The sequence below is a fragment of the Bacillus sp. BACIII genome (assembly GCF_057836745.1).
In genome coordinates this window covers 3036234-3062460 of sequence record NZ_CM174437.1, presented here as the reverse complement: position 1 = coordinate 3062460, position 26227 = coordinate 3036234, and the positions used below count along the sequence as shown (strand labels likewise).

General features: G+C 47.9%; 26 protein-coding genes and 4 pseudogenes. 21 read left to right on the top strand and 9 right to left on the bottom strand.

The window, feature by feature from the left end; genetic code table 11:
• Nucleotides 1-80: 80 nt before the first annotated feature.
• Nucleotides 81-542, bottom strand: a complete 462-nt coding sequence (locus ACXN9U_RS14965) for a DUF2691 family protein (RefSeq protein WP_060964345.1) — start codon at nt 540-542, stop codon at nt 81-83.
• Between the two features lie 75 nt (nt 543-617).
• Here ACXN9U_RS14965 and ACXN9U_RS14960 point away from each other — a divergent pair, with 75 nt between their 5' ends.
• From ACXN9U_RS14960 to ACXN9U_RS14945, 4 genes are all read left to right on the top strand, one after another.
• Nucleotides 618-1319: a class I SAM-dependent methyltransferase gene (locus ACXN9U_RS14960; protein ID WP_489201844.1), complete on the top strand. Its 702-nt coding sequence runs from the start codon at nt 618-620 to the stop codon at nt 1317-1319.
• A gap of 37 nt (nt 1320-1356) precedes the next feature.
• Nucleotides 1357-2064, top strand: a complete 708-nt coding sequence (locus tag ACXN9U_RS14955) for an NAD(P)/FAD-dependent oxidoreductase (protein ID WP_489201843.1) — start codon at nt 1357-1359, stop codon at nt 2062-2064.
• Nucleotides 1991-2473, top strand: coding sequence for an NAD(P)/FAD-dependent oxidoreductase (locus tag ACXN9U_RS14950; protein WP_489201842.1), 483 nt, complete (start codon nt 1991-1993; stop codon nt 2471-2473). Before ACXN9U_RS14955 ends, ACXN9U_RS14950 begins: the two co-directional genes overlap by 74 nt.
• 66 nt (nt 2474-2539) lie before the next feature.
• The gene (locus tag ACXN9U_RS14945) at nt 2540-2914 is read left to right on the top strand and encodes a nucleotide excision repair endonuclease (protein WP_003151888.1); all 375 of its coding nucleotides are present in this window, start codon (nt 2540-2542) and stop codon (nt 2912-2914) included.
• A gap of 39 nt (nt 2915-2953) precedes the next feature.
• On the opposite strand, the gene ACXN9U_RS14940 is transcribed toward ACXN9U_RS14945, so the two are convergent.
• Complete coding sequence (locus tag ACXN9U_RS14940; protein WP_060964347.1) at nt 2954-3226, bottom strand: DUF1648 domain-containing protein; 273 nt, start codon at nt 3224-3226, stop codon at nt 2954-2956.
• 123 nt (nt 3227-3349) lie between these two features.
• Here ACXN9U_RS14940 and ACXN9U_RS14935 point away from each other — a divergent pair, with 123 nt between their 5' ends.
• The 3 genes and pseudogenes from ACXN9U_RS14935 (at nt 3350) to ACXN9U_RS14925 (ending at nt 5404) form a co-directional block, all read left to right on the top strand.
• The gene (locus ACXN9U_RS14935) at nt 3350-3880 is read left to right on the top strand and encodes an SdpA family antimicrobial peptide system protein (RefSeq protein ID WP_060964348.1); all 531 of its coding nucleotides are present in this window, start codon (nt 3350-3352) and stop codon (nt 3878-3880) included.
• 32 nt (nt 3881-3912) lie between these two features.
• A pseudogene (locus ACXN9U_RS14930) lies at nt 3913-4729 on the top strand (sporulation-delaying protein SdpB family protein); the annotation flags it as partial.
• 84 nt (nt 4730-4813) lie between these two features.
• Nucleotides 4814-5404, top strand: coding sequence for a sporulation delaying protein family toxin (locus ACXN9U_RS14925; protein ID WP_060964350.1), 591 nt, complete (start codon nt 4814-4816; stop codon nt 5402-5404).
• 32 nt (nt 5405-5436) lie between these two features.
• Here the strand turns inward: ACXN9U_RS14925 and ACXN9U_RS14920 are convergent, their stop codons facing one another.
• Nucleotides 5437-6363 carry a MerR family transcriptional regulator gene (locus ACXN9U_RS14920; protein ID WP_060964351.1) on the bottom strand — a complete coding sequence of 309 codons (927 nt, stop codon included), beginning with the start codon at nt 6361-6363 and terminating at the stop codon, nt 5437-5439.
• Between the two features lie 193 nt (nt 6364-6556).
• Between ACXN9U_RS14920 and frlB the strand changes: the two genes are divergently transcribed.
• From frlB to ACXN9U_RS14895, 5 genes are all read left to right on the top strand, one after another.
• Nucleotides 6557-7543 carry a fructosamine deglycase FrlB gene (gene frlB, locus ACXN9U_RS14915; protein WP_016938024.1) on the top strand — a complete coding sequence of 329 codons (987 nt, stop codon included), beginning with the start codon at nt 6557-6559 and terminating at the stop codon, nt 7541-7543.
• Between the two features lie 80 nt (nt 7544-7623).
• Nucleotides 7624-8892: an ABC transporter substrate-binding protein gene (locus ACXN9U_RS14910; RefSeq protein WP_060964352.1), complete on the top strand. Its 1269-nt coding sequence runs from the start codon at nt 7624-7626 to the stop codon at nt 8890-8892.
• 57 nt (nt 8893-8949) lie between these two features.
• The gene (locus ACXN9U_RS14905; protein ID WP_060964353.1) at nt 8950-9828 is read left to right on the top strand and encodes a carbohydrate ABC transporter permease; all 879 of its coding nucleotides are present in this window, start codon (nt 8950-8952) and stop codon (nt 9826-9828) included.
• A gap of 3 nt (nt 9829-9831) precedes the next feature.
• Nucleotides 9832-10734: a carbohydrate ABC transporter permease gene (locus ACXN9U_RS14900; RefSeq protein ID WP_060964354.1), complete on the top strand. Its 903-nt coding sequence runs from the start codon at nt 9832-9834 to the stop codon at nt 10732-10734.
• Nucleotides 10735-10747: 13 nt separating this feature from the next.
• Nucleotides 10748-11602 (top strand): fructoselysine 6-kinase, encoded by an 855-nt coding sequence (locus ACXN9U_RS14895; RefSeq protein ID WP_489201841.1) that lies wholly within the window; start codon nt 10748-10750, stop codon nt 11600-11602.
• Nucleotides 11603-11626: 24 nt separating this feature from the next.
• On the opposite strand, the gene frlR is transcribed toward ACXN9U_RS14895, so the two are convergent.
• Nucleotides 11627-12355, bottom strand: coding sequence for a transcriptional regulator FrlR (frlR, locus tag ACXN9U_RS14890; protein ID WP_489201840.1), 729 nt, complete (start codon nt 12353-12355; stop codon nt 11627-11629).
• Between the two features lie 180 nt (nt 12356-12535).
• On the opposite strand from frlR, the gene ACXN9U_RS14885 reads away from it, so the two are divergent.
• Nucleotides 12536-13639: an ABC transporter ATP-binding protein gene (locus tag ACXN9U_RS14885; RefSeq protein WP_489201839.1), complete on the top strand. Its 1104-nt coding sequence runs from the start codon at nt 12536-12538 to the stop codon at nt 13637-13639.
• 15 nt (nt 13640-13654) lie between these two features.
• Nucleotides 13655-13819, top strand: a pseudogene (locus ACXN9U_RS14880) (two-component sensor histidine kinase); the annotation flags it as partial.
• A 92-nt stretch (nt 13820-13911) separates the two neighbouring features.
• Here ACXN9U_RS14880 and ACXN9U_RS14875 read toward each other — a convergent pair.
• From ACXN9U_RS14875 to ACXN9U_RS14855, 5 genes and pseudogenes are all read right to left on the bottom strand, one after another.
• Entirely contained in the window at nt 13912-14664 is a 753-nt protein-coding gene (locus ACXN9U_RS14875; protein ID WP_489201838.1) for an ATP-binding cassette domain-containing protein, read from the bottom strand.
• Between the two features lie 11 nt (nt 14665-14675).
• Complete coding sequence (locus tag ACXN9U_RS14870; protein ID WP_489201837.1) at nt 14676-15440, bottom strand: ABC transporter permease subunit; 765 nt, start codon at nt 15438-15440, stop codon at nt 14676-14678.
• Nucleotides 15440-16423 carry an aliphatic sulfonate ABC transporter substrate-binding protein gene (locus tag ACXN9U_RS14865; protein ID WP_060964360.1) on the bottom strand — a complete coding sequence of 328 codons (984 nt, stop codon included), beginning with the start codon at nt 16421-16423 and terminating at the stop codon, nt 15440-15442. Before ACXN9U_RS14865 ends, ACXN9U_RS14870 begins: the two co-directional genes overlap by 1 nt.
• Before the next feature lie 296 nt (nt 16424-16719).
• Nucleotides 16720-16932 (bottom strand): annotated as a pseudogene (locus ACXN9U_RS14860) (aldo/keto reductase); the annotation flags it as partial.
• A gap of 37 nt (nt 16933-16969) precedes the next feature.
• Nucleotides 16970-17836: an endonuclease I family protein gene (locus tag ACXN9U_RS14855; RefSeq protein ID WP_060964362.1), complete on the bottom strand. Its 867-nt coding sequence runs from the start codon at nt 17834-17836 to the stop codon at nt 16970-16972.
• A gap of 419 nt (nt 17837-18255) precedes the next feature.
• On the opposite strand from ACXN9U_RS14855, the gene allC reads away from it, so the two are divergent.
• The 7 genes and pseudogenes from allC (at nt 18256) to pucE (ending at nt 26174) form a co-directional block, all read left to right on the top strand.
• Nucleotides 18256-19494, top strand: a complete 1239-nt coding sequence (gene allC / locus ACXN9U_RS14850; protein ID WP_489201836.1) for an allantoate deiminase — start codon at nt 18256-18258, stop codon at nt 19492-19494.
• Between the two features lie 15 nt (nt 19495-19509).
• Nucleotides 19510-20760, top strand: a complete 1251-nt coding sequence (gene pucG, locus ACXN9U_RS14845) for a (S)-ureidoglycine--glyoxylate transaminase (RefSeq protein ID WP_489201835.1) — start codon at nt 19510-19512, stop codon at nt 20758-20760.
• Nucleotides 20761-20989: 229 nt separating this feature from the next.
• Complete coding sequence (locus tag ACXN9U_RS14840; RefSeq protein WP_489201834.1) at nt 20990-21982, top strand: XdhC family protein; 993 nt, start codon at nt 20990-20992, stop codon at nt 21980-21982.
• Nucleotides 21979-22596 (top strand): xanthine dehydrogenase accessory protein PucB, encoded by a 618-nt coding sequence (gene pucB / locus ACXN9U_RS14835; RefSeq protein WP_489201833.1) that lies wholly within the window; start codon nt 21979-21981, stop codon nt 22594-22596. The genes ACXN9U_RS14840 and pucB overlap by 4 nt, the downstream gene beginning before the upstream one ends.
• Nucleotides 22593-23423, top strand: a complete 831-nt coding sequence (pucC, locus tag ACXN9U_RS14830; protein ID WP_489201832.1) for a xanthine dehydrogenase subunit C — start codon at nt 22593-22595, stop codon at nt 23421-23423. Before pucB ends, pucC begins: the two co-directional genes overlap by 4 nt.
• A pseudogene (gene pucD, locus ACXN9U_RS14825) lies at nt 23424-25662 on the top strand (xanthine dehydrogenase subunit D). It begins immediately after the preceding gene.
• Nucleotides 25653-26174 carry a xanthine dehydrogenase subunit E gene (gene pucE / locus ACXN9U_RS14820; RefSeq protein WP_060964368.1) on the top strand — a complete coding sequence of 174 codons (522 nt, stop codon included), beginning with the start codon at nt 25653-25655 and terminating at the stop codon, nt 26172-26174. Before pucD ends, pucE begins: the two are co-directional and overlap by 10 nt.
• Nucleotides 26175-26227: the final 53 nt, after the last annotated feature.

Sequence of the window (26227 nt, the reverse complement as noted above, 5' to 3'; positions counted from 1 at the left end):
TTTTTGTTGAAAACACACGAATTTGTCAATATTTTGAATCATAAGCCCTATCCGGCGCTTCATAAAAAGAACCACCTTCATCAGACAGACAATCTTGTTCTCGCATCATTCTCATCTGTAACATAGTCAACGCGGTGAAACCCGCATTGTACAGCCTGCTGAAAAAGAGCTTCGAGCATGTCCGGATCTTTGCAATATAACGTTACATACGAGCAATCCGCGATGAGAAGCACAAGTTCACAGGAACTCTCCACATACTCCGCGTACGTATCGATTTCCGTTACCATCCCGCTCGGGAAAGCTTTCAATTCAGCAAAAATCATATAATAAGGGTTTCCTTCCAGACGCTGACGGAGTTCTTGACCCTCAATGATGCGCTGATTTTGCGGAAACAGCTCTGTATCGGTGTCTTCTTTGAACTCAGTATACGCCTCTCCATCACCGATAAACCACGTATAGGAAGAGATGGGGAACGGTTTTAATATATCTGCCGCAAACCGTCCGAATTGATTTGGGATGTTAAAGGTAATGCCGCGTTTCATATTTTGTCCTCTCTCCTTTTGGCTTTTGAATATTATGGTATACTAGTTGGATAAATATTGAAAGGACTTGACGGTATGACAACACGATACGGAATTGATGCGCCTTATGGGGCTTTTGGGTTTATCTTACTTGCGATCCTTTATGCCGCAGGCACGTTATGCGGCATGATTCCTGTTTTCTGGGGCTGGCTGACGGGCGCCTTGTTTTTAGTGCTCGGACTTTGGGTGCTCTTGTATTCAACGGCCATTAAACTTTCACACCGCCATCGTATTCTGGCGCTTTCCGGTTTAAAGCCGGACATGAAGGTGCTTGATATTGGGACGGGACGGGGGCTGTTAGCGATTGCCGCGGCTCAAAAAGGCGCTGACGTCTCAGCGATTGACAAATGGTCAGGCTGGGATCTGGGCGGAAACGGGAGAGACGCATTTGAAAAGAACAGACGGACAGAAGGAGCGCGGGAAATTGCTTTGTATGACGGACTCGCGCAAGATATGCCGTTTCCTGATAAAACGTTTGACCTTGTCATTTCACATTTTGTCGTACACAACATTTCAGGCAGAAAAGAGAGGGAACGGGCGATCGCGGAAATGGCGCGAGTGCTGAAACCTGGCGGCACATTGGCTGTGTCAGATATTAAAAATACGTCTCAATACAGAAAGCTTCTTGAGGAAAACGGCTTCCAGACAAGGACCTATTCCTTTTATTATACGTTTCCGTTTTCGAAACTCATCATTGCTGTCAGGACTCCGGTAGGAACCGGGCGCTCCATTTGTTAAAATAAATAAGACAAAACAGACAGAAAAGGTGTTACACATGAAGTCTTATATCATTATCGGAGCCGGCATTCTCGGTGCGTCAGCGGCTTATCATCTCGCAAAGGCCGGTGCGGATGTAACGGTCATTGACCGGAAACACAAGGGGCAGGCGACTGACGCGGCGGCGGGAATCGTCTGCCCGTGGCTGTCGCAGCGCCGCAATCAGGCATGGTATGCGATCGCAAAAGGCGGAGCCCGTTATTATAACCAATTGATACAGCAGCTTGAAGCCGACGGAGAAACGGACACCGGTTATCAAAAGGTCGGTGCCGTCAGTCTCCATACGGATGAAAAAAAGCTCAGCCAAATGGAGGAAAGAGCTTATAAAAGAAGAGAGGACGCTCCCGAAATCGGTGACATTACGAGACTGACTCCGGCAGAAACGAAGGCATTGTTTCCTGCGCTGTCGGAGGAATACGGAGCGGTTCATATCAGCGGTGCGGCCCGGGTGAACGGGAGGGCGCTTCGTAAGGCGCTGTTAAACGCTGCCGTTAAGCACGGCGCGGCTGTTTACAATGAAGAGGCGTCAATATTGACAGAGGACGGTGCCGTCATCGGTGTGAAAACCGCAGAACGCACGCTTTTGGCCGATCAGGTTCTCGTAACGGCCGGCGCTTGGGCGAGAGAGCTGCTTGAGCCGCTCGGCATCCGCTTTTTCAGTATCGTACCAAAAGGCGCAAATCGTTCATTTAGAGCTTCAGGATGAGGATACGGGCGGCTGGCCGGTCGTCATGCCTCCAAATGATCAATACATCCTCGCGTTTGCAAACGGCCGGATTGTAGCGGGCGCGACTCATGAAAACGATACCGGCATGGATTTGCGGGTGACGGCCGGCGGTCTCCGCGAGATTTTTGATAAAGCATTAACCGTGGCGCCGGGGCTTTCAGATAGTACTTTGATGGAGACAAGAGTCGGTTTCCGGCCGTTTACTCCCGGTTTTCTACCCGTCATCGGCAGACTGCCGAATATCAGCGGACTTCTCGTTGCCAACGGGCTGGGCGCCTCAGGGCTGACGAGCGGGCCGTATCTGGGGGCTGAACTGGCGAAACTCGCGCTCGATCAGCAGACAGAAATTGATTTGAGCCTTTATGATCCGGCCGGGGCGCTTGAATAAAAAATAGCTTTTAGCGCATTCTTATGATAGGATGGAGCTTTAATGAATAAGAGGACGTGACCCATTTTGATAAAAATAAACCTTCCTGCTCCTGATGTAACCATTACGGAACGGCAGCAGTCACCGTCGGAAAATGAACCGGCGATTAAAGCGATTTACGGTTTCATTGATTTTCACCGAATTCCGAGAGACAAAGGCGGCATATTTATGTTTTATAACATTCATGATGAGCTGCTGTTTGTCGGGAAAGCCCGTAAATTAAGACAAAGAATCAAAAAGCATTTTGAAGACAATGTGTCGCCTGTTAAACATCACAGGGACGAAGTGTATAAAATTGAAGTATGTGTCGTCAATGATCCGATGGAAAGGGAAATTTACGAAACGTACGCGATCAATACCCTTCAGTCGAAATACAACATTGAGAAAGTATTTTATAAATAAGGAAAACCGGAGCCCTTCAAGGCTCCGGTTTTATTGTTGTTACAGTGCCAGCCACAGCACCGCGATGTGGACGATCAGCAGAAAGTATACGACGAGGAATAACTGGACGATCCGTTTTCTGAATAACATACAGACAACCATAAGCACGGGTAAAATCAGAACGCCGGCCGTTTTATTAATAGCTGTATTCGGACGGTTCGACACGTCATAGTGAATGGCCATATCAGCAGGAAGCAACGGATAAAACACAATCGACAGAATAAAGGCGAGAGCCACAGCTCCCCACAGCACCTTATCATTCATCAAAAACATATGAACACTCCTTTTTTACATATAATAGTATATTAGTCCGAAAAATCTAATTTATCAATATTTTACCTGTTGAATGGTGTATAATCATGTCAATGAAATTTCCAAACAATAGGAGGGTTTCGATTGACTGACAAGAAGCAAACCGGCATGTTTTCATTCTTTCTTTTTATCATGGCCGCCTGGATCATCGTTTTGTTTTTAACCGTTATCGCGGCACTGCCAAGCTCCGCCATCCAATTAACCAAACATCAATCCAAAACCGTTTCTATGATTTATCCGCAAAGCTGGGGGTTTTTCAGTAAGGATCCGAGAGAAGACAGCCTGAATATCTATCTTCTTGATGCCGGGGAGGAGCTCAGATGGCCGAATAATTCTCTGAAAAACGTGATCGGTTTAAATCGGCACGGACGGACGCAAGGGATAGAACTCGGCCTTATGCTGGAAAAGCTGCCTTCCAAAGAAAAGTGGAACGACTTCACGGCCGGCCAAGACTTTAAGAATACCACATTTTTGAAGATGAAAAATGAGTCTCCCTCCCCAAGGCTGAAAGGAAAAATGATCATTACATATGAACGCATTACCCCATGGGCATGGAGCAGCCATACTGAAACGAAACGAACCATCAAAAAATACATCGGAGTGGATGTCAATTGATTCAGGATGCAAAAAAGCAGCTCACCTTATGGATGATGAAGAATCCGCCTTGGACAAATGTGTATGGTCTTGCCAGAAGTTTAATCGCGCTCGGCACGCTTCTGACATTGCTGTTCAATCCGGCATCTGTCTTCTTTAAAACGCAAAATCAAATGCTCAGCTTTTCCGATACGTTCAGCCTGTTCTTGCTGTTTCCCGATTTCCGTTACATTGAGGTCGTCAAAGCCGTTTGTATCTGTATTTTAATTCTGGTTGTCATTGGCTGGCGGCCCCGCCTAACCGGTTTTTTTCACTGGTGGATTTCATACAGCTTCCAAAACTCTGCCGTTACCCTTGACGGGGGAGATCAGGTGGCTGCCGTCTTTACGCTGCTGCTGCTCCCCTTGACATTAACTGATCCGCGGAAATGGCACTGGTCTCCGTACGAAGCGTCTTTTGAGAAAAGGCCGCTTGAGCCTTATTACCGTTCCTTATGCTGGGCGACACTGACAATCATCAGAATACAGGTCGCGATGCTGTACTTTAACTCCGTCATTGCCAAACTGATGGAAGAAGAGTGGCAGAACGGCACCGCCGTTTATTACTATTTGAACGATCCGATGCTGGGGCTGCCGGATGCGCTTCACAGTCTGTTTGACTTTATGTTGCAGTCAAAGCTTGTCATCATCCCGACTTGGGGCACGCTCATTGTGCAAACTATTATGTTCTGCGCTTTGTTCGCTCCGAAAAAATATTGGCGCCTGATCTTGTTTATATCCATTTTTATGCATGAAATTTTTGCTGTCATGCTTGGACTTACCTCATTTTCCATTACAGTGTCTGGTATTTTGGTCCTGTTTTTGGTGCCGGCAGAGAAAACAGTAGCTTTGAACCATTACAATCCCTATTTTATCAGATACAATTTTCTCAATAAAAGGAAAAGGAGGAAATTATATGGTTAAAAGTAAAAGGTCAGCAGCCGCCATGCTGTTGGTGTTTGTTTTAATGGTCGCATTAGTCGGCCCGCATGCCACAGCGCAAACGAAGCCAGCCGTCTCTTATTCGGGTGAAGACATTTTTTCCGGCATCTTTTTTGGACAAGGTGAGGTCGCAAAGCTTCTTCCCGAGGTGTGGGATACCAAAGCTGTCAAAAAGATTAATCAGGACGAATTAAAGCAAGTTTCCGATCAGGTGATCGCTGATATTAAAAAGTCATCGCCGGATTATTTTAAAAAGTTAAAAACGGCTGTCTACAGCGGCGATTATGAGAAAGTGAACAGCGTCATTGATCAAGGTTCGCAGATTATGGCGAAAGTGCTGAAAGAAGAATTTGACAAAAAAAGCATGGACAAAGGAAAATCAACGGCCATCGGCCAATGCGCAACGGCAGTTTGGGTGTTTTTAAACGCGGCAGCCGCCATTGAGACGATCGCTCTTGCGGTAGCGGCCATCATTTTGACCGTAGCAAGCGTTGACGAAGATTCCGACTTAGGCAAAGAGCAGCTCATCGCTAATGTCGTGGACCGCATTAATGCGCAGCACTGAAGCTGAAGAAAGAAACGCTAAGGAAATCGGCCTTAGCGTTTTTTTATTTGCAGCATCTTTTTTAAATATGCCTCTGAATCAAAGCCGAGCTCCTCGTCGGCTTCTTTTTTCAGTTCAAGCTGAAGGCGCACGTATTTGTCATAGGTCGGACTGAGCTTTTGAAGGAGATTGCTGAAAGGCGAACCTGCCTTAAGTGCCGGCAGATCCGAAGCGGATTCACCGACCTTGATCAGGTTTTCTCTGTATTCTTCATCTGTCTGCACTCTTTTTACGAGCTGAATGATTGTGTTTTTATGAGTGTCCCAAGTAGCGGGGTCTCTCTCCAAAATCCGCTCGATGAATTGGTCATGCTGGACTTTGTGCTGCTGGAGCTGAGCCGGATCCTCGCTGCCGACCAGTTGCATCATCGGGTGTGCGGCCGGCACTTCTTCCATATCATCCAATACTTTAATAAGCTCTGCCCATGTCGTTTTTTTCTCATCTGTATCAATAGAAAAGTCGAGGAACGGTTCAAACAGCGCGGCGATAAATTTTCCGAAATCTCCCGGGAACAGTTTTTTCAGCTGAAGCCCCATATACTTCGGTTCGTCTATTTGGACTTCGCCGATGTCATGTAAAATGGAATCGACATTTTCTGCACCCTCCACGCGTTTGAGCAGCAGTTCGGTGAGTTTCCGTTCCTGCTCAAGCCCTTCAATCTGCCGGCTGAGCTTTTGATGCTGCTGCTGCAGTATCTCATGCAGGCTGCTGCCCTCTAAGAGGAACGCTTTAATATCGCTTACGGACAGTGCCAGCATTCGGAGGGCGGCAATCATTTTCAGTGTATTTACATCCTTTGCGGAATACTCACGGTATCCGTTATCAGGGTTTTTGCTGACGGTGATTAAACCTTCCTGCTCGTAATATTTGATGGCTTTTTTCGTGAGACCCGTCTGCCGGGCGGCTTCTTTTATATTCATTCTGCATCACTCCCTGCTTTTATTCTAAACGTGTCTCTAAGGGTCAGGTCAAGAGAGTGCGGGAATAAAGACAATCTCGCTTTATATTTTAGAAATTTCAGAAAATATAATTGACAACACACCTTTATTGCGATTAATATAACAATATATAATGTTATATAACGTTATATAATAAGAATAAGGAGTGAAGGATTTGAGTCAGGCCACAGCAAAAGTAAATCGTGAGGTTCAAGCTTTCTTGCAGGATTTGAAAGGGAAAACCATTGACCATGTCTTCTTTGTCGCTTGCGGAGGGTCTTCGGCCATTATGTATCCGAGTAAATATGTGTTTGACAGGGAGTCAAAATCAATCAGCTCAGACCTTTACAGCTCAAACGAATTTATTCAGCGCAACCCTGTTCAGCTTGGTGAAAAGTCTCTTGTTATTTTGTGCTCGCATTCGGGGAATACCCCGGAAACAGTTAAAGCTGCCGCGTTTGCAAGGGGCAAAGGCGCACTTACGATTGCGATGACGTATAAACCGGAGTCTCCTTTAGCACAGGAAGCGCAATATGTTGCCCAGTACGATTGGGGTGATGAGGCGCTTGCGATCAATACGAACTATGGCGTTTTGTATCAAATCGTTTTCGGAACCCTGCAAGTGTTAGAAAAAAACACGAAATTTGAGCAGGCAATTGAAGGCTTAGACCAATTACAGGCTGTGTATGAAGGAGCCCTTAAGCAGGAAGCTGACAACGCACAGCAATTCGCAAAGGCTCATGAAAAAGAAAGCATCATTTACACAATGGCAAGCGGTGCAAACTACGGTGTCGCTTACTCCTACAGCATCTGCATTCTCATGGAAATGCAATGGATTCATTCCCACGCCATTCATGCCGGAGAATATTTTCACGGACCATTTGAAATCATTGATGAATCCGTTCCATTTATTATCCTGCTCGGCTTAGACGAAACAAGACCTCTTGAAGAGCGGGCGCTTTCCTTCTCGAAAAAGTATGGCAGAAAGCTCACTGTGCTTGATGCCGCATCTTACGATTTCACTGCAATTGACGATTCAGTTAAAGGCTATCTTGCCCCGCTCGTCCTCAACCGTGTGCTGAGAAGCTACGCAGACGAACTGGCAGAGGCGAGAAATCATCCTTTATCTCATAGAAGATACATGTGGAAAGTTGAGTATTGATCTGAAAATGAGGAACCATTATGCACTAGACTATAATGTTATATAACATTATAGTCTAGTGTCCAGAGGAGGCCAACCCTTTGAAGAAAATGTTGTTGTTCTTGATCATTGCAGCTGTCAGTTTGCTCACCATTGCAGGCTGTTCGAGTCAGAGCAGTTCAGCGGACGGAAAGGTGACATTGAAATTTTTCCACAGATGGCCGAAGGAGCCGGAAAAAAGTTACTTTCAAGAGGTTGTAAAGGAATTTGAAAAAAAGCACCCGGATATCGACATTCAAATTGAATCCGTTTTGAATGACTCCTATAAAGACAAAATTAAGGTTATGCTGGGAACCACCAGTCCTCCAGACATTTACTTCTCTTGGAGCGACGAGTTTGCTTTTAAATTCATCAAAGGCAATAAAGCACTTGATCTCTCGTCCTACTACAAAAATGATACCGATTGGTCATCACAGCTCGTTCAATCGCAAATTACACCATTTACTTATGAAAACAAGCAATATGGCGTGCCGTGGCAAATGGACGCTAAATCATTCTTCTATAATAAAGACATTTTTCAAAAACTGAACCTTAATCCGCCGAAGACATGGGATGAATTAATCGATGTGTCAAAGAAGCTGAAAGCACATGGCTACACACCGATCAGCTTCGGCACAAAGGCAACTTGGACAATCTCCCACTATATCGGCACGCTCAATCAGCGGATGGTCGATGAAAAAACCCGGGAAAAGGACTATAACGCCAAAACAGGTGAATTTACCGATGAAGGCTATGTAAAAGCACTTGAAAAGCTTCAGGAGCTGATGCCTTACTTCAATAAACATGTAAACTCCGTCGACCACGAATATGTAAGGCAGCAATTTAAGAGCGGAAAGTCGGCGATGATATATGCGGAAACAGCGGAGATCAAGCTGGTTGAACCGGTGAATCTGGGGATGTTCCCATTCCCTGAAATCAGCGGGCAAAAAGGATCTTCAGAAGCGTTAACGGGAGCGCCGGAAGGATTCATGATTTCCTCAAAAACAAAACATCCGAAGGAAGCGGTGGAATTTTTGCAGTTTCTGACGTCGAAGAAAATGGGGGAAAAGCTCGTCAAAGATGTCGGAAAATACAGTGCGGTGCAAGGAACGGCAACTGAAGAAAATTCTACAGCCGTCCAGCGTGAAGCCGTTCAGCATATTGTTGATGCCAAATCAATGGTTCCATGGTTTGATATGGATGTCGATGTTGAAGTCGCAGATGCGTACCTAACGAGCGTCCAGCAAATGCTTGGCGGCGACATGACACCGGAGCAGGTGATGCAGACCGTTCAAAAAGCAGCGAAGCAAGTGAGGGCGCAAGCTGAATAAATCAAAGAAAAGGTGAAGCTTTGCACCTTTTCTTTTTATAAAGGAGATGAGATATCCTTGGTCAATCAGAATAAAATAATCCCCTATTTGTTTTTGGTGCCCGCTCTCGTTTTTTTACTTTTCGTTTATATCCCGATTTTTGAGAATGTCTTCCTCAGCTTGTTTCAGTGGAGCTCTTTTTCTCCGGAAAAAACGTTTATCGGCTTGAAAAACTATGTGGAACTGTTTCATGATCCTGTCTTCTACCAGGCACTTTCCAATAATGTGCTTTACGCCGTGATCTCCATTGTATGCCAGGTATTTGGCGGTTTGATTTTGGCGGCGGTGCTTGAGGATAAGCTGGTCAGAAAGTGGTCGCCGTTTTTTCGCACCGTTTTCTTTTTGCCGGTCGTCATCTCTATGACGGTGATCGCGCTTTTGTTTGATTTTATTTACAACCCTGAGACGGGGCTTTTGAATCAGCTGCTTCAGGCGGCAGGTCTTGATCAGCTGACGAGGGCTTGGCTTGGGGAGGACAGCACGGCTATGCTTTCTGTTATTTTCGTGTCTCAATGGCAATCTGTCGGTTATATTGCGATGCTGTACATTGTGTCGATCCAAAAAATACCGGATGAACTGTATGAAGCGGCCCGGCTTGACGGGGCGGGAAAAATTCAGCAGTTTTTTCACATTACCGTTCCCCAGACGAAAGAGATGTCTTTTGTGGCGGTCGTCATGACGCTGACCGGGGCTTTTACGGTATTTAATGAACCGTACATCTTGACAGGCGGCGGGCCGGGCAACGCTTCAGAAGTTTTAAGCACGTTTTTATATAAAAGCGCCTTTACAAAGGATATGATGGGCTATGCCTCAGCGATTGCCACCGTTGTGTTAATCATTACCCTCGCATTGTCGCTCATGCAAATGAAGTTCTTTAAAACCGGAAAGGAGGATTAACAGATGCTGCCCCAGAAGAAGACAGATTTGTTCAGATTGGAGCCTGTGCCTGACCGGCGCATTGAGGAGAAAAGAAAGCCTAGACGAAAATGGTACATCGGAGAAACGTCTGTGTGGGTTTTTCTGTTTCTTTATCTGATTGCGATCGCCTACCCGCTTCTATGGATGGTGATGAGCGCTTTTAAAAACTCGGACGATATTTTTGAGCACAGCTGGTCGCTGCCGTCTTCGTGGCATCCGGAGAACTTTGTGTCGGCCTGGAATCAGGGGATTTCTTCTTATTTTATGAACAGTGTCATTGTCACGGCGCTGACGTGTGTGATCACTGTCTTTATCAGTGCATGGGCGGCGTATGGACTTTCCCGTTTTGAGTTTAAAGGAAAAGGATTCTTTTTGGTGCTGTGTCTTGGCGGATTGATGCTGACGCCGCAGGTCAGTCTTGTGCCGCTTTATTCTATTATTCAGTCGCTTGGCCTGTACAATACGTATTGGGCGTTGATCCTGCCGTATGCGGCTTACCGGATTCCATTCACCATCATTTTGATCCGCTCTTATTTTCTTTCTATTTCAAAAGAATTGGAGGAGGCGGCTTATTTAGATGGGTGTTCGAGTTTCGGGGTATTTTTCAGAATTTTCTTACCAATGAGTGTGCCGATTCTGGTCACCTCCGGCATTTTGACGGCTTATCATACGTGGAATGAGTTTATGTTTGCGATTATTTTCATAGATGATGAGAATTTGCGGACCATTCCAGCCGGGCTGATGCAGTTCAGAGACGCGCTGCAGACAGATTGGGGCGTCCTGCTGGCGGGGTTAACGATTTCAGCCGCGCCGATTATCATTCTATTTTTATTGATGCAGAAGTATTTTGTCCGCGGGATTGCAAGCGGAAGTGTAAAAGGTTAAAGGGGGAAGGAAAATGAAATTGATTGCGGTCGGAGATAACGTTGTCGATTACTATAAGGATCAAGACACGTTCTACCCGGGAGGAAATGCCTTGAACGTCGCTGTGCTTGCCAAACGGCTCGGGCACGAGGCTTCTTATATCGGAATTGTCGGCAATGACGAAGCTGCGGCACATCTTTTGAACGTACTGAATTTAGAGAAGGTTAATGCGGATTACATCCGCCAAGCGCACGGAGAAAACGGAATGGCGATTGTCACGCTTGATGAACAGGGGGACCGGATTTTTGTCAGGTCAAATAAAGGCGGCATTCAGTCCCGGCTCCGGCTCGTGTTCCAGGAGAAAGATCTCGCCTTTATCAGCGGGCATGATCTGCTGCATACCAGTGTGTACAGCCGGCTTGAGAACGATCTTCCGCAGCTGTGCGGGCTGATCCCGGTCTCTTTTGATTTTTCAACCAATCGGGAGGATGATTATTTGAGAAAGGTCTGTCCTTATGTGACGTATGCGTTTTTTTCAGGAAGCGATTTGAGTGAGTCAGAGTGCGGTGCGCTTATTGAAAAAGCACATGGGTACGGAGCCAAATTCGTTTGTCTGACCCGCGGGAGCCAGGGAGCGATCCTGTCTGCGGGAGACCGAATCTATCATCAGCCGATTGTGGAAATTGATATAATAGATACACTTGGAGCGGGAGATTCTTTTATCGCTGGTTTTTTGACTGCCTTTTGTGAGAAGCAGGACATAACGCCTGCTTTGCGCCAAGCGGCGGAAACGGCTGCGAAAACTTGCAGCGTGTACGGGGCTTTCGGCTATGGACATCCTTTTCGCTTGGAGGACGGGGGAAGCAGTGAAAAAACGAGAATACTGTAAGCAGTGTCTCGTTTTTTATACCTGTTATGTGTAGGGACTGTTGATGGTAAAGGTGACACGGTTTGTGTGCATCAAAAACAATGAGCAGTAGATTGGCTGGTCATTTGATGTAAAAGCCGTTTTATCAATTTCAAACAGCGCATCGCCGATATCGCAATCCAGGTATTTGCTTTCCTCCTGCTGGGCATATACGACATTTAATAGCTTCGTATTGTGAGTCGGAACAACTTGGTATTGCTGTCTCAAAATATCATGCATGGATACGCCGTCAGCAATAAACGTATCAATAGTGGGAAACAGATCCAGCGGATAATGTGTCACTTCAAAGGTGAGCGGCTGGTCATCGTTATATAAAATCCGTTTTAGTTCAACGACAGGGCTCTCGGGATTGATTTGAAGCTTCTCAGCAATGAGGTTTGCCGCCGGAATGATCTCATGGGACAGCACATGGTGTTTCGGTTTTTTTCCGGTTGATTCCATAAATTCCGAGTAGCCGTTTACTGCAATCAGCTCCCGTTTTAATTTAGGGCTTTTAACGAACGTTCCTTTTCCCTGCTGCCTGATCAGATAGCCTTCTTCGACTAAATCGAGAATGGCTTTCCTGACGGTAATGCGGCTGACATTATACTTGCTGCAAAGCTCGTTTTCAGTAGGCAGCTTGGCGGCGGGAGAATACACGCCCTTTTTGATATCATCAGTGATGATTTGTTTCAGCTGAATGTATAAAGGTGTAGAACTTCCATTGTTTAACAAAAGGTAGCCTCCTTTTAACCTGTTATTCATATTATAATGTAATATGACGTTATAATACAAATTCGCATTTATTATTTTAGGAATATAGCAAAAATAGGAATTGATTATTTTAAAAATAACAGAAAGACCGAGTTGTTTCCAGTGACGAAATAACAGATGAAAAGATAGGGGGAATGTCTGATGGCTTCATTAACATTTGAACATGTCAAAAAATCATATCACTCACAATTAACGGTGAAGGACTTTGATTTAAATGTAAAGGATAAGGAGCTTTTGGTGCTGGTGGGGCCGTCAGGATGCGGAAAATCGACCACGCTGCGGATGGTGGCGGGACTGGAAAGCATCTCTGAAGGAAACCTTCTCATTGATGGGGAGCGGGTCAATGATCTCCCCCCGAAAGAACGTGATATCGCGATGGTATTCCAAAACTATGCGCTTTATCCGCATATGACGGTTTTTGATAATATGGCGTTCGGATTAAAGCTCAGAAAAATGTCCAAACAGGAAATCACCGAGCGGGTTCATGCGGCAGCTCAAATTTTAGAGATTGAGCATTTGCTGAAGAGAAAACCGAAGGCGCTCTCCGGCGGGCAGCGGCAAAGGGTGGCGCTGGGCAGATCGATTGTGAGGGAGCCGAAGGTCTTTTTAATGGACGAGCCGCTTTCCAATTTGGATGCGAAGCTGAGAGTGACGATGCGTACAGAAATCAGCAAGCTGCACCAGCGTTTAGAGGCCACCATCATTTATGTCACACATGACCAGACCGAAGCGATGACAATGGGCGATCGGATTGTCGTGATGAATGAAGGAGAAATCCAGCAGGTGGCGAAACCTCATGACATTTATCATTATCCGGAAAATCTGTTTGTCGCAGGTTTCATCGGCTCTCCCGGAATGAACTTTTTGAAGGGCGTCATAGAAGAGCAGCATGGCGAGCTGTTTTTCACAAATCCTTCGATCCGGCTTCACATTCCTGAAGAAAAAGCGAAGCGGCTTAGAGAAAAGGGTTACGCCGGAGAACAGATGATTGCCGGCATCCGGCCGGAGCATATCACACACATGACAGGGAATGAACAGCTGTTTGATTCAGTGTGTAAAGCGAAGGTGGAAGTGAATGAAAATCTGGGATCGGAGCTGATTGTTCATGTCACAAGCGGGGACGAGCGGCTGACGGTTCGCCTGGATGGGAACACGCGAATTGCCGCAGGCGATTCGATTCAGCTGGCAGTGAAAATGGATCACGCCGTCTTTTTCGATGCGGAGACGGAAGAGGCTGTGTATTAGGAAAGGTGCTCCTAAAAAGGAGCACCTCAGATTGGGGAACTGATCAAGTCGGTAATGTTAATTGAAAGAACAACATACCGCGAACTGGAACTCAAACAGCAAAAGGAACTCCTGCATAAAGTAAAGCATGATATGAATACACCTTTAACTGCTGTCAGACTGCACTTATTTTGCTTAGAAGAGTTTGCGCATTCATATATTGTAAAGGCAGAAAAAGCTGACAAGTGATTCCGTCAGCTTTCTCTTGAATGTCAGGCTGCATCATCCCTTTGTCATGTCCGCTGAAGAATTCGATGCAAGATCTCATGTTCAATCTGAATGAGTGTGCTGTCGGACAAGGAGCGAGGGCGTTTGGCGCGGATCGGGATGTCGAAACTGATTTCTCCGTCTTCGATCATGATGACGCGGTCAGAAAGGCGGACCGCTTCCTGCACATCGTGTGTGACGAGCACAGCTGTAAATCCATTTTGTTTCCATAGCTTTTCTATCAATTGCTGCATGTCGAGACGGGTGAGGGCATCCAATGCGCTGAGCGGTTCATCCAGCAGCAGAAGGGACGGCTTTCTGATGAGAGCACGAGCAAGGGCAACCCTTTGCTGCTGTCCGCCTGACAGCTTATAGGGCCATGCGTGGCGGTAATTCCACAATCCGACTGCTTTCAGCACTTCCTCTGCTTTTTCTGTCCGCTCTTTCGGCAGCCCGATTAATACATTATCGATGACCTTTTTCCATGGCAGCAGCCGTGAATCCTGATACATCATTGTGGTGCTGTTCTCATCTGTGCCGCTGAATGTCAGTTGGCCTGAGCTCGTTTGTTCTAACTGGGCCAGAATGCGGAGCAATGTGCTTTTTCCGCTCCCGCTTTTTCCGACGATGGCCGTGAATCTGCCTTGTTCAATTGTCAAAGAAATGTCTTTTAAGACTTGTGTGCCGCCGAATTGTTTGCTGACATGGTCCAATTTAATTTGGACCGCTTGCTCATTTGCTTGGTTATACAACTCTATTTTCTGAGAGGGCTGTGCCATTTTTTTCACTCCTATCCTTGCTTTTGATAATTAGGATGCCATTTAAGCGCATAGCGCTCACCGATATGAGCAATGATGTCGGCGGCTTTTCCTAATAAGGCGTAGACTAAAATGCTGACGATAATGACATCCGTCTGCATAAATTGACGTGCATTCATGGCAAGGTAGCCAATTCCGTTGCTTGTGGCGATTGTTTCAGAAACGATTAAGGTCAGCCACATCACGCCGAGCGCATAACGAAAGCCGACGAATATAGAAGGAAGAGCGGAAGGGAAATAAATTTGTTTGAATAATTGAAAACCGCGTAAGCCGTACATTTTCCCCATTTCAATATGTTCGCGGTTCACGTTCCGAATGCCATGGAGCGTATTAATATAGACGGGGAACATGACGCCAAGCGCGACGAGAAATACTTTCGGAGCTTCGCCGATTCCAAGCCAGACAATGACAAGCGGCAAAAGGGCAAAGTGCGGAATGTTCCGGATCATTTGGATGGTTGTATCTAGCAGACGGAAGGAAAGCGCTGACCAGCCGTTGATAATACCGAGGACAAAGCCGAACAGTCCGCCAATCAATAATCCGCTCAGTGCACGCGCTAAACTGATTTGTAAATGCAGAGCAAGCGCTCCATTTGTGACGAGCTCCCACAATGCTTTTAAAACAGATAGCGGAGAAGGAAAAAGACCCTCTGATAATACATGTGAGGAAGAAAATAATTGCCAAACGATTAGAATAAAAATCGGCACCAGCCAGGGAAGTACACTTTTTCTCATCATCATTCGTCTCCTTTACTTTCTTTTAAAACAGGCTTCCGCAAAGGATCGAGAGGCATGATGTCAGAAACGCGGATCGGGTCTTTTATTAATCCGAGCTGATAGTAGTCATCTGCCTGCTGCTGCTGGGCGGATATGATGTCTTTCGTCAGCGTATTCACGCCGTAGTTTTTTCGCTTTGTCGCCCGTTTCAAGATATTAGACTGAATACCGGTCAGAGTCGCGATACGGCTGGCGATTTCGTTTTGATGCGTGCTGGCATATCGGTCTGAGCGGTCAGTCTCCTCTAATATAGATTTGACCAGATCGGGGTGTTCGCGTACGAATTGCGGTGCAGCATAGTAAAACGTTCGATTCGGATAAGCCGTAACATGATGGGAGAGAGTTCTCACATGTCCATTTTCTTCGACTCCGGCGAGGAACGGATCGTACGTTGCAAAAGCATCGACTTCACCCGATTCCAGAGCAGCCCTGCCTTGGGCGGCATCCGATACGAAAGCCCATTTGACATCGTGCTGGGTTAACCCGGCGGCTTTCAAAGCCAAGAGAGCGAGATAATGGTGATTTCCCCCTTTATTCGCGGCTATCATTTTCCCTTTTAAATCAGCAAAGGATTGAATGGGGCTATTCTCTTTTACGACGACACCGACACCTGATAAATTTGGCGGACTCGCACCCACGTAGACAATGTGTTTGCCGGAGCTTTGCGCAAAAATACCTGATCCGTCAGCGGCATTGCCGTAATCAATCTTTCCGGCAGCCAGCGCCTCCAATAAAGCCCCGCCGCCTTCAAATTCAATCCATTCAATTTTCTCGTGCGGTAATCGTTTTTCTAAATAGCGGCTTTCTTTTAAAAGGTGCAGCGTATTTCCTTTTTGGAATCCGATTCGAATGGGCTGCTTTCCATTTGTTTCATTGGCTGTACATGCAGTGAGGCTTAAAAAAGCAGCTATGATTATGAGAGTGCAGACCCTTTTTCGCTTCATCAGAATGGCCACCTTCCTTCATAGATTCATTCCTTACTATTTTTATAGGATTATATGTATTTGAAGGTGTAATGTCAATCCTGTAAAGGAAATGATTTGAAAAAACACAAAAAAAGACCCGATGGGGTCTTTTTTAAAACAGTCTGACTCTATAAGGATGGTGAAACCGCGTCCCTCCGTTTAATGTAACGGCAAGTGAAAGACTTAAAATCAGCAGGGCAGCTGTGATTACGGGATAATTAATTCGCTGAAAAGGACGGCCGCTATACCACGTTCTTTATTGAGTATTTCTTCTCTTAAAACTCCTCATACTCCGCGCGGGATCTTAACCGTTTATGGGTACGTCCGGGCGGGTAAACGAATCGATGATCTTCATGTCGTTTTCTTCAAGGGAGAAATCAAAAACAGAGATATTTTTAGCGATGCTGATTTTGGAATCGGGACAGCGCCGAGCTGAATATGCCAGCGTAAGATCATTTAGAGATTGTTTTATGCTTTTCTGCAATTTGCTCATGCTGAAGATGTCTTTTCAGGAGCACCTTTTACTTACGGCCAGATGTCGCCGGCCCATTCAGGGTGGTCGATAAATGGATTGCGGTTGTGCTGGTATTTCTCATAAATGATTTCATTTCTTTTTCGCTCACGGTCGTCAACCGGGTCCTGTTTATTCCAGTCGAGCAGGACAGATTGTTTGCCGATATAAGGAGCCGAGCCGTTGCCTGTCTTATGATTAAGCTCAAGGTCAGGGTAGCCGTCATCACCTTCGTAACGGACAGCCATGTAAAACAGCATGCGGGCAATATCGCCTTTCACATCATCGCGGGGTTCCCATGAATCGCCATCATAATAATTTCCGGGTGCTTTCTTATATTCAGTGCCGCCATTGTCAAAATCCATATTTCCTCTGGCGCTGTTAACTTGGACATCAGCCGGGCGCAAATGGTGAATATCAGTTCCGGGTCCCTTGCCCGTACCAAAATTGCCATGGGATTTCGCCCAGACGTGCTCGCGGTTCCAATCGCCGACATTGCCGCCGTTCAAGTTTTTGGACCGAGATTCATTCGTATAGAGCAGGATGACGTTATTCGGATTTGCCGGATCTTCATCGGTTTCTTTCAGCGCGTTCCACACTTCGCTGTAGGACAGCATCGTGTGTCCGCTGATGATGCGGTGCAGGGCGCTTTTTAGCGATTTCCCTGTTTTTCCGTCAGCCCCTTCATAATAGGTGTCAATATCAGTATAAGGTGCTGCGGGTGCGGCTAATGAGAGAAGGCTCACTTTTCCTGAAGGGGAAGACGCCAATCGGTCATTCAGGCTTAATGCGGTTTGCGCGCTTGCTGAAGCTGCCGGCGCAAACCATCCGGAAATCAGTAATACACAGACGAACGGCAGAAACCATGCTTTTTTTGTCATCGCTTGCCCTCCTTTTATCAACTCATATCTATTATCTAAAATTGATATAAAGGATAGAAGTGTCATTTTGTATATTTTTCATTAAAATTGTAAATTGGTTCCTTTGGGGGGTATCCTGAGACTCGGTTTTTGCTTCAGTTAGGAGGAGGCAAGCTGCCGGTATTTCTGTTTTCATCCGGCCCGCGCTCTGCGCATCGCTTCTCCCTCAAAGCTTGGCTTGTTCATATGAAAGGTTTTTTGTCCTCCTTTTTTCCTCTCGCTGGTTCTTTCATCCATTGCGGCTGATTACTGTGTTTTCTGTGGGCTTTACATGAGATACTGTGACCAAAAAATAAACGTTTTTTTGGTTAATCTGCCAATGAACTGTCGTGTTCCTCCTTCTATAATGAAGTCACCATAACGGCCAGAGGGGGGAGTACATGGAGAAGCAGAAGCTTTCAGTCAAAAACAGCATCACAGATTATATTGAATGGCTCGCCCAATACGGCGCATCAGCAGACGGCGGTGTAACGAGGCTTTTGTACACAAAAGAGTGGATGGACGCACAGCTTGCAGTGAAGACGGAAATGTCCTCATTCGGACTTGAAACAAGATTCGATGACGTCGGCAATGTTTTCGGCAGACTTTCGGGCACCCAGTCTCCGGGTGAAGTGATTGTAACCGGTTCGCACATTGATACTGTCATCAATGGGGGAAAGTATGATGGCGCTTATGGCGTTCTGGCGGCAATGCTTGCGTTAAAGCAGCTCAAGGAAACATACGGAGCGCCGAAAAAAACGCTCGAGGCGGTCTCCTTATGTGAGGAGGAAGGCAGCCGTTTTCCAATGACCTATTGGGGGTCGGGGAATATGACGGGTGTTTTTTCAGAACAAGATGCAAAAGAGCCAAGAGACGAGTCGGGAGTCTCCCTCCAAACAGCGATGTATGAGAGCGGTTTTGGCAAAGGTGTGTTTCAGTCAGCATATAGGACAGATATCAGCGCATTTGTTGAGCTGCATATTGAACAGGGGCAGACGTTGGAAATGTCAGGCCGGGATCTCGGCATCGTGACCAGTATTGCGGGGCAGAGACGATATCTCGTCACGCTCGAAGGAGAATGCAATCACGCAGGAACCACCTCCATGAAATGGCGCAAGGACCCGCTCGCAGCCGGCAGCCGCATCATTCATGAACTGCTGCTGCGCGCAGAAGAGCAGCCGGATGAGCTCCGTCTGACATGCGGAAAAATAACGGCCGAACCCAATGTAGCCAATGTCATTCCGGGGCGGGTGCAGTTTTCAATCGATATACGCCATCAAAACCAGCGCGTGCTGAAGCAATTTCATGAAGATATGGCTGTTTTGATCAACCGAATTTGCCATCAAAAAGGAATTCACGCCGTGATTGATGAATATATGCGGATAGAGCCTGTGCCGATGGACAAAAGGCTGAAGGATGCGGCTTTTGAAACGGCGGCAGAAAACGGCATCAGCTGTGAGGAAATGGTGAGCGGAGCAGGGCATGACGCGCAAATGATCGGACGGCGCCATCCGGCTTGTATGCTGTTTGTGCCTAGCCGAAGCGGCATCAGCCACTCACCGAAGGAATATACCTCAGCCAGACAGCTTGAGATCGGCGTCCGCGCACTGACTGATTTATTATACAAACTGGCTTATTGATAAGGAGGAATGGCTGTGTCAGGCAGAAAAGAATTATGCACGCCGTTAAGAACGATTATGACGCCGGGCCCCGTTGAGGTTGATCCGCGTGTATTAAGAGTGATGGGCACCCCTGTTGTCGGACAATTTGATCCGGCGTTTACAGATATCATGAATGAAACGATGGAAATGCTTCGGGAGCTGTTTCAAACGGAAAACCGCTGGGCATACCCGATTGACGGCACGTCACGGGCGGGAATCGAAGCGGTGCTGGCGAGTATCATTGAACCTGAAGATGATGTGCTCATCCCCATTTACGGGCGCTTTGGTTATTTGCTGACTGAAATCGCCGAGCGGTACGGGGCAAATGTTCATACGCTTGAGTGCGAATGGGGAACGGTTTTTGATCCGGAGGACATCATACGGGAAATGACAAAAGTGAAGCCGAAAATCGTGGCGATGGTGCACGGCGAAACTTCGACAGGGCGGATTCACCCGCTGAAAGCAATCGGCGAAGCCTGCCGCGCACACAATGCATTGTTTGTTGTCGACGCAGTCGCGACGATCGGCGGCTGCGAGGTCAAAGTCGATGATTGGAAGATTGACGCGGCCATCGGCGGTACGCAAAAATGCTTGTCGGTTCCGTCGGGAATGGCGCCGATTACATATAATGAGCGGGTGGCGGATGTGATTGCGGCTCGTAAAAAGGTGGAGCGCGGGATTGCGACACAAGCGGACAGGGCAGCGCTTTCGGGAAACCGGCCGATCACAAGCAATTATTTTGATTTGAGCCAGCTTGAGGATTATTGGAGCGAAAGACGGCTTAATCATCATACAGAAGCGACGACGATGCTCTATGCCTTGCGTGAAGGTGTCAGGCTGGTGCTTGAAGAAGGTCTTGAAGCCCGCTTTGAGCGCCATCGCCGCCATGAGAACGCATTAGCGGCAGGGATTCAGGCCATGGGGCTGAATCCGTTTGGAGATGACAGCTGCAAAATGCCTGTTGTCACCTGTGTAGAAATTCCGGACGGCATTGACGGCGAGTCTGTCCGCCGCATGCTGCTGGCGCAATTCGGCATCGAAATTGCCAGCTCATTCGGTCCGCTGGCGGGGAAGATCTGGAGAATCGGCACGATGGGCTACAGCTGCAGAAAAGAAAACGTGCTGTTCGTCCTTGCTGGCTTAGAGGCTGTGCTGCTCAGACATGGTGCAGCGATTGAAGCGGGAAAAGCGCTCCAAGCGGCGCTTGACGTGTATGAAAACGCCGGCCGTCAGGCGGCGGTATAAAGAAAAGCTTGCGGAATCTCCGCAAGCTTTTTTAGTCATATGATGTGCTATTTCTCCAATCCGTTTTTCTCCGTTTGACTCTTTTTACAAATCTTCTTTCTCCGTGTTGTATTTTCTGACGAAGCATGAGTCATTTTTTCTTCCATCATCTATTCTTTATACAAGTTACCTATAAAATTACGCTGAACTTGTTGATTCTCACAGCAATGTATGAGAGGGGGATACAGTATTGGCAAATTTGCACATGATGGTAGATGCGCTCCTGGAAGATCAGGAAGAGGCTGTGCTGGCGACCATTGTTCAAGTAGAAGGTTCCGCATATCGAAAAGCAGGCGCCTCTATGCTCTTTAAGAAAAATGGGGGAAGGGTCGGCCTGCTGAGCGGCGGATGTGTGGAAGAAGATTTATTCCACAGAATCAGTGAGCTGGGTGATCAGCTGACGTCAGCGCTGATTTCTTATGATATGCGGGCGGAGGACGATCTTTCCTGGGGCATGGGAGCCGGATGTAACGGCGTGATTCATATTCATGCGGAAACAATCACTCAGGAAAAAAGACGGCACTATAAAAGAGTGAGAGACTGCCTTCATGCTGGCAAAGCAGTAACAGCTGTTACGCAGATTGACTCCTCCCGTTCTTTATTTCTGACGGAAAACGGGCATTTCGGGAATTGGCCGGGCGCGCCTCTGCAAGACATACAACGTACCGTTTCTGCGCTTCATTTACCGCATTTTGATCCATCTGCCAACCTGTTTATGCAGCGGATTGAACCGAAGCCGCGCCTCATTCTGTTCGGAGCGGGGCCGGATATTGTGCCGCTTGCCAATTTGGCGGCTGATACAGGATTTTCTGTGATCGTGACAGATTGGCGTCCCGTTTATTGCACATCCTCTCTATTCCCAAAAGCGGATCGGCTGATCACCGCTTTTCCGGAACAAATGCTTAATGAATTTCAGTTTTTGCCGCAGGATGCAGCTGTTGTGGCAACCCACCATTTTCAGCACGATCAAGCGATCATCGACTTTTTATTTTCTCAACATCTTCATTATATCGGTTTGTTGGGTTCGGCTAACCGCACGAAGCGGCTGCTGAACGGAAAACAGCCGCCGGCTCACTTTTACAGTCCGGTCGGGCTGTCAATCGGTGCGGAAGGCCCTGAGGAAATCGCCGTCAGCGTTGTTGCCGAAATCATTCAAACAAGAAAACGGCTGGCGGTTGTATGAGAAGCCCCTATCTGATCGGCGTGTTTCTCGCTGCCGGCAAAAGTAAAAGGATGGGCCGAAACAAACTGGCTTTGCCGCTAAAAGGAGAAACGATCGGATCGCTTTCCTTGAAAACGGCTCTTCTGTCCGGCCTTGATCACGTGCTGATCGTCGAGCGGACAAAACATGCTTCCCTTGAGTGGATGGGAGCGCCCTATCACGCTCCGCCTTTTCGAAAACGCTGGAGTCTGCACGTTTGTCGAGACGCAGAAAAAGGTCAAGGGCATTCAGTCAGCAGCGGGGTGAGAAAAGCGGAAAGCATGGGAGCGGACGGCGTTGTCATTTTGTTAGCCGACCAGCCGCAGCTTTCTGTTGATCATCTCAATGCCCTTGCGGCAATGGCGCCTGAGTCGTTTGCCGTGTCTTCATCTTTAGGCGCTCCTGCCCCGCCAATCTATTTCTCAGCAGCGTGTTTTCCTTATATAAAGAAGCTAAAGGGAGATGAAGGGGCCCGCAGACTTCTGAAAAACGGGCAGCTTGGAAGAGGAGCCGTTTTGGAGGCAAAGGAAAGCGCGGAGCTGAACGATATTGATACACCGGAGGAATATGAGATGGTGAGGAGGGTGATGGTATGAACGGGCAAGTGCCAAAAGCGAGAATGAACATTCAATTATGGAAACCGGCAGCGCTCGATGAAGCCTATTCGCTTCTAGAGCAGTTTGCCCCGGATGTGTGTGCCGCATCGGGCAGCACACTGCTTCAGCTTCAGTGGGATAAGGGAATTCTTCCGAAACAGCATCTTGTCAGTCTGGAAGGAATTGAAGAGATGAGGGGGATCAGCGTCAGTGACACCCACGTGTCGATCGGAGCGCTCACGACACTGAATGAATGCAGAAAGCATCCTTTCATCAAGAGTGCGCTTCGCTGTTTCAGCGACGCTGCTTCCGCCGTCGCCGCACCGGGTATCCGCAGCCGGGCCACAATTGGCGGAAATATCGCGAGTAAAATCGGCGATTTGCTTCCGCTCTTGCTCGTGCTTGATGCGGAGCTGATTGTGTACAAAAAGGAGCTGATCAGACTGCCGATTGGCGATTGGCTCGCAAATGAAAACGATGGAGCTGATATCGTCACGCGTGTCATCATCCCGCGTGCGGAGGGAGAGCGTGTGTTTTACCGCAAGCTTGGGAGGCGTCAGGCTTTTACAGGAGCGGCTGCTGTAGCGGCCGGACGTTTTTTGAAAGGCGGCGGCATTCGTCTCGCCGCCGGCCATGCCGATATTACACCTGAAAGATTATTGGAAAGTGAAGCGAAGCGGATGGCAGGGTGTGATCCGCACGAGCTGTACGAAACGCTTATCCATGAGCTGCCATTTTCCGCAGATGCTTTTATGTCGGCGGCATACAGAAAAAAAGCGGCTGCCAACGTCATTATGTCAGAGCTGATGGCTGAGGGAGGAGAATAAATGGTCATCAACAAACCGTCAAGAGTCAGGCCGGATGGAAGAGAAAAGGTCACAGGGGAACTGAAATATATGACCGATCTCAGCTTTCGCGGAATGCTGTATGGCAAGGTGTTAAGAAGCGCTTATCCTCATGCGGAGATTGTGTCGATTTGCACCATGAAAGCTGAAGAAATGGAAGGTGTGCGGGCTGTCGTCACTCATAAAGACGTTCCCGGGTTAAACCGATTTGGCATCGTCATCCCTGATCAGCCGGTTTTATGCGAGGACAGAGTACGGTATGTCGGGGATGCGATTGCCGCCGTGGCTGCGGAAACGGAGGAAATCGCGGAGGCTGCGCTGGAGCTGATTTACGTTGAATATAAAGAACTGGAGGTCATTGATTCACCTGAAAAAGCGCTTCTGCCGGACGCGCTTAGACTGCACGAGGACGGCAACATTCTGCACCGTGCATGTTTTGCACACGGTGATGCGGAAGAAGGGTTTCGGGTGTGTGACACAGTCTTTGAAGAAACCTATGAGCTGCCCCGGCAGATGCATACGTATATGGAAACGGAAGGAGGCACAGCCGTTCCGGAGGATGATGGGGGCTTTACGATGTATGCAGGAACACAGCACGGCTATAAAGACCGTTTCCAGCTTGCTCGTATTTTTGGCATTCCTGAAGAGAAGATCAGGGTGGTGTCGAGTCCGATGGGCGGCTCGTTCGGAGGAAAGGATGAGCTGAATATCCAGCCGTATGCCGCGCTTTTGGCCCTGAAAAAGCGGATGCCCTGTCACAATCCATCAGACGAGAAAGGAATCTGTACATTCTGGCATTAAGCGCCATCCGATGAAGGTGACAATAAAAACGGGAGCTGATCAAACAGGACAGCTTTTGGCTCATGACGTAAAAATTGTGGCGGACACAGGCGCTTACGCCACACTTGGACCCGCCGTTCTTGATTTTTCAGTCGAGCATGCCGCGGGGCCGTACCGTATTCCGAATATCCGGACGGAAGGGATATCTGTGTTTACGAACAACGGGGTGGCGGGAGAATTCCGGGGCTTTGGCGGCAATCAAATCACATTTGCCCTTGAAACCCATCTCGACCGTCTCAGTGATAGGCTCGGTATCGACCCGCTGGAGCTGAGAAGAAAAAATATCAGAAAACCGCATGACTTAGGGCCGCTGGAGCATCGGATTGCACCGACTGACGGAGCGGCACAGGTGCTGAATGCCATTTCTGAATCTCCCATTCTGACAAGAAAACGCCGGTACTCCGGGTATATACGGAGCGGCACGGGAGCGGCAATAACGATGCACGGCGGCGGGCTGGGCTATGGCCGAATGGATGCGGCGGGAGGCCGTTTGTCCCTTTCAGGTGACGGAAAAATCATAGCTTCGTTCGGATTTGAAGAATGCGGACAGGGCATTCTGGCAGCGATTGAACATATCGTCACAGAGGAGCTTGGGTGTGCCGCAGAGGATATTACCATTGTCATTGGGGATACCGCAAAAGTGCCGAAGTCAGGCTCCTCCACGGCATCCCGCGGCACAAGCATGGTATGGCACGCAATTCACCGTTTGAAAAAGCCGTTTCTTTCCCGCTTGAAAAAACGGGCGGCAGAATGGAGCGGCTGTTCAGCGGAAACCCTTATTCCCGGCGCTAAAGGCTTGCGTGATAAAAACACAGAGGAGCTCATGGTGACATATAAAGAGCTGGCTGAAAAAGGCCCTTTGGCAGAGGAAACGGCATTTGATTTTCCGACAACGCCTGATCCCGTGGTGGGCGGCCATTTCCTTTACTCATTTGGAGCGGCGGCTGTTGAGGTGGAAGTTGATCTGTTAACAGGCGATGTCAAAGTGATAGATTGTGAGCACGCCATTGCGGCAGGGCCGGTTGTCAGTCCGCAGGGGTATCGGGGCCAAATTGAAGGCGGCGCCGCCATGGCGCTCGGCTATACGCTGATGGAGGAAGCGAAAATGACGGACGGCCGTTATGCCGCGGAAAATCTCGATCACTATTTGATCCCAGTCGTCAAAGATGTTCCTTTCATGAAGGTGATCGCAATAGAAGAACTAATGAAGGGAGACGCATACGGACCGCGGGGAGTCGGCGAAATCGGAACGATCGCTATCACTCCGGCGATTGTAAAGGCTGTACATGATGCGGTCGGCTGCTGGATAAACAAGCTGCCGATTTCAAGAGAAGAGCTGCTTGAAGCGATAGACAGAAAGGGGCTGAAGCAATGGACGTAAAAGAGGCTGGATCACTTCCTGTAAAAAAGGGACAGTACCGAATGACCGTAAATGGGCAGGAGCGCGAGGCGGCAGCCATTCCCACGGCTCGTCTAAGCGACCTGCTTAGAAAGGAATTTCAGCTGACCGGGACAAAGGTGTCCTGCGGAATCGGCCGCTGCGGAGCATGCTCCATTTTAATTGACGGGAAGCTGGCCAATGCGTGCATGACGATGGCCTATCAAGCAGACGGCCACTCCATCACAACCATCGAAGGACTCCAAATAGAAGAATTGGATATGTGCCAAACCGCTTTCCTGGAAGAAGGCGGCTTCCAATGCGGCTACTGTACGCCCGGAATGATCATTGCGCTTAAAGCATTGTTCGAAGAAAACCCGCATCCCACAGATGAAGACATAGAAGAAGGATTGGCGGGGAATTTGTGCCGATGTACTGGGTACGGCGGAATTATGCGGTCGGCTTGGAGGATTAGAAGAGAGCTGAACAGAGGGAAAAGGGAGTTCGGCTGTTAAGGGCGGACTTTTAGTATCTAACTTCGGGATATTTTCTCCGCAGGCCATTTTCT

Excerpts from the sequence above, each read along its gene's own strand:
- pucC (WP_489201832.1), top strand. The coding sequence starts at position 22,593 with ATGAACGGGCAAGTGCCAAAAGCGAGAATGAACATTCAATTATGGAAA.
- ACXN9U_RS14925 (WP_060964350.1), top strand. The coding sequence starts at position 4,814 with ATGGTTAAAAGTAAAAGGTCAGCAGCCGCCATGCTGTTGGTGTTTGTT.
- ACXN9U_RS14875 (WP_489201838.1), bottom strand. The coding sequence starts at position 14,664 with ATGGCACAGCCCTCTCAGAAAATAGAGTTGTATAACCAAGCAAATGAG.
- pucB (WP_489201833.1), top strand. The coding sequence starts at position 21,979 with ATGAGAAGCCCCTATCTGATCGGCGTGTTTCTCGCTGCCGGCAAAAGT.
- ACXN9U_RS14895 (WP_489201841.1), top strand. The coding sequence starts at position 10,748 with ATGAAATTGATTGCGGTCGGAGATAACGTTGTCGATTACTATAAGGAT.
- ACXN9U_RS14940 (WP_060964347.1), bottom strand. The coding sequence starts at position 3,226 with ATGTTTTTGATGAATGATAAGGTGCTGTGGGGAGCTGTGGCTCTCGCC.
- pucE (WP_060964368.1), top strand. The coding sequence starts at position 25,653 with ATGGACGTAAAAGAGGCTGGATCACTTCCTGTAAAAAAGGGACAGTAC.
- ACXN9U_RS14920 (WP_060964351.1), bottom strand. The coding sequence starts at position 6,363 with ATGAATATAAAAGAAGCCGCCCGGCAGACGGGTCTCACGAAAAAAGCC.
- ACXN9U_RS14955 (WP_489201843.1), top strand. The coding sequence starts at position 1,357 with ATGAAGTCTTATATCATTATCGGAGCCGGCATTCTCGGTGCGTCAGCG.
- allC (WP_489201836.1), top strand. The coding sequence starts at position 18,256 with ATGGAGAAGCAGAAGCTTTCAGTCAAAAACAGCATCACAGATTATATT.
- ACXN9U_RS14960 (WP_489201844.1), top strand. The coding sequence starts at position 618 with ATGACAACACGATACGGAATTGATGCGCCTTATGGGGCTTTTGGGTTT.
- ACXN9U_RS14855 (WP_060964362.1), bottom strand. The coding sequence starts at position 17,836 with ATGACAAAAAAAGCATGGTTTCTGCCGTTCGTCTGTGTATTACTGATT.
- ACXN9U_RS14885 (WP_489201839.1), top strand. The coding sequence starts at position 12,536 with ATGGCTTCATTAACATTTGAACATGTCAAAAAATCATATCACTCACAA.
- ACXN9U_RS14965 (WP_060964345.1), bottom strand. The coding sequence starts at position 542 with ATGAAACGCGGCATTACCTTTAACATCCCAAATCAATTCGGACGGTTT.
- ACXN9U_RS14865 (WP_060964360.1), bottom strand. The coding sequence starts at position 16,423 with ATGAAGCGAAAAAGGGTCTGCACTCTCATAATCATAGCTGCTTTTTTA.
- ACXN9U_RS14900 (WP_060964354.1), top strand. The coding sequence starts at position 9,832 with ATGCTGCCCCAGAAGAAGACAGATTTGTTCAGATTGGAGCCTGTGCCT.
- ACXN9U_RS14870 (WP_489201837.1), bottom strand. The coding sequence starts at position 15,440 with ATGATGAGAAAAAGTGTACTTCCCTGGCTGGTGCCGATTTTTATTCTA.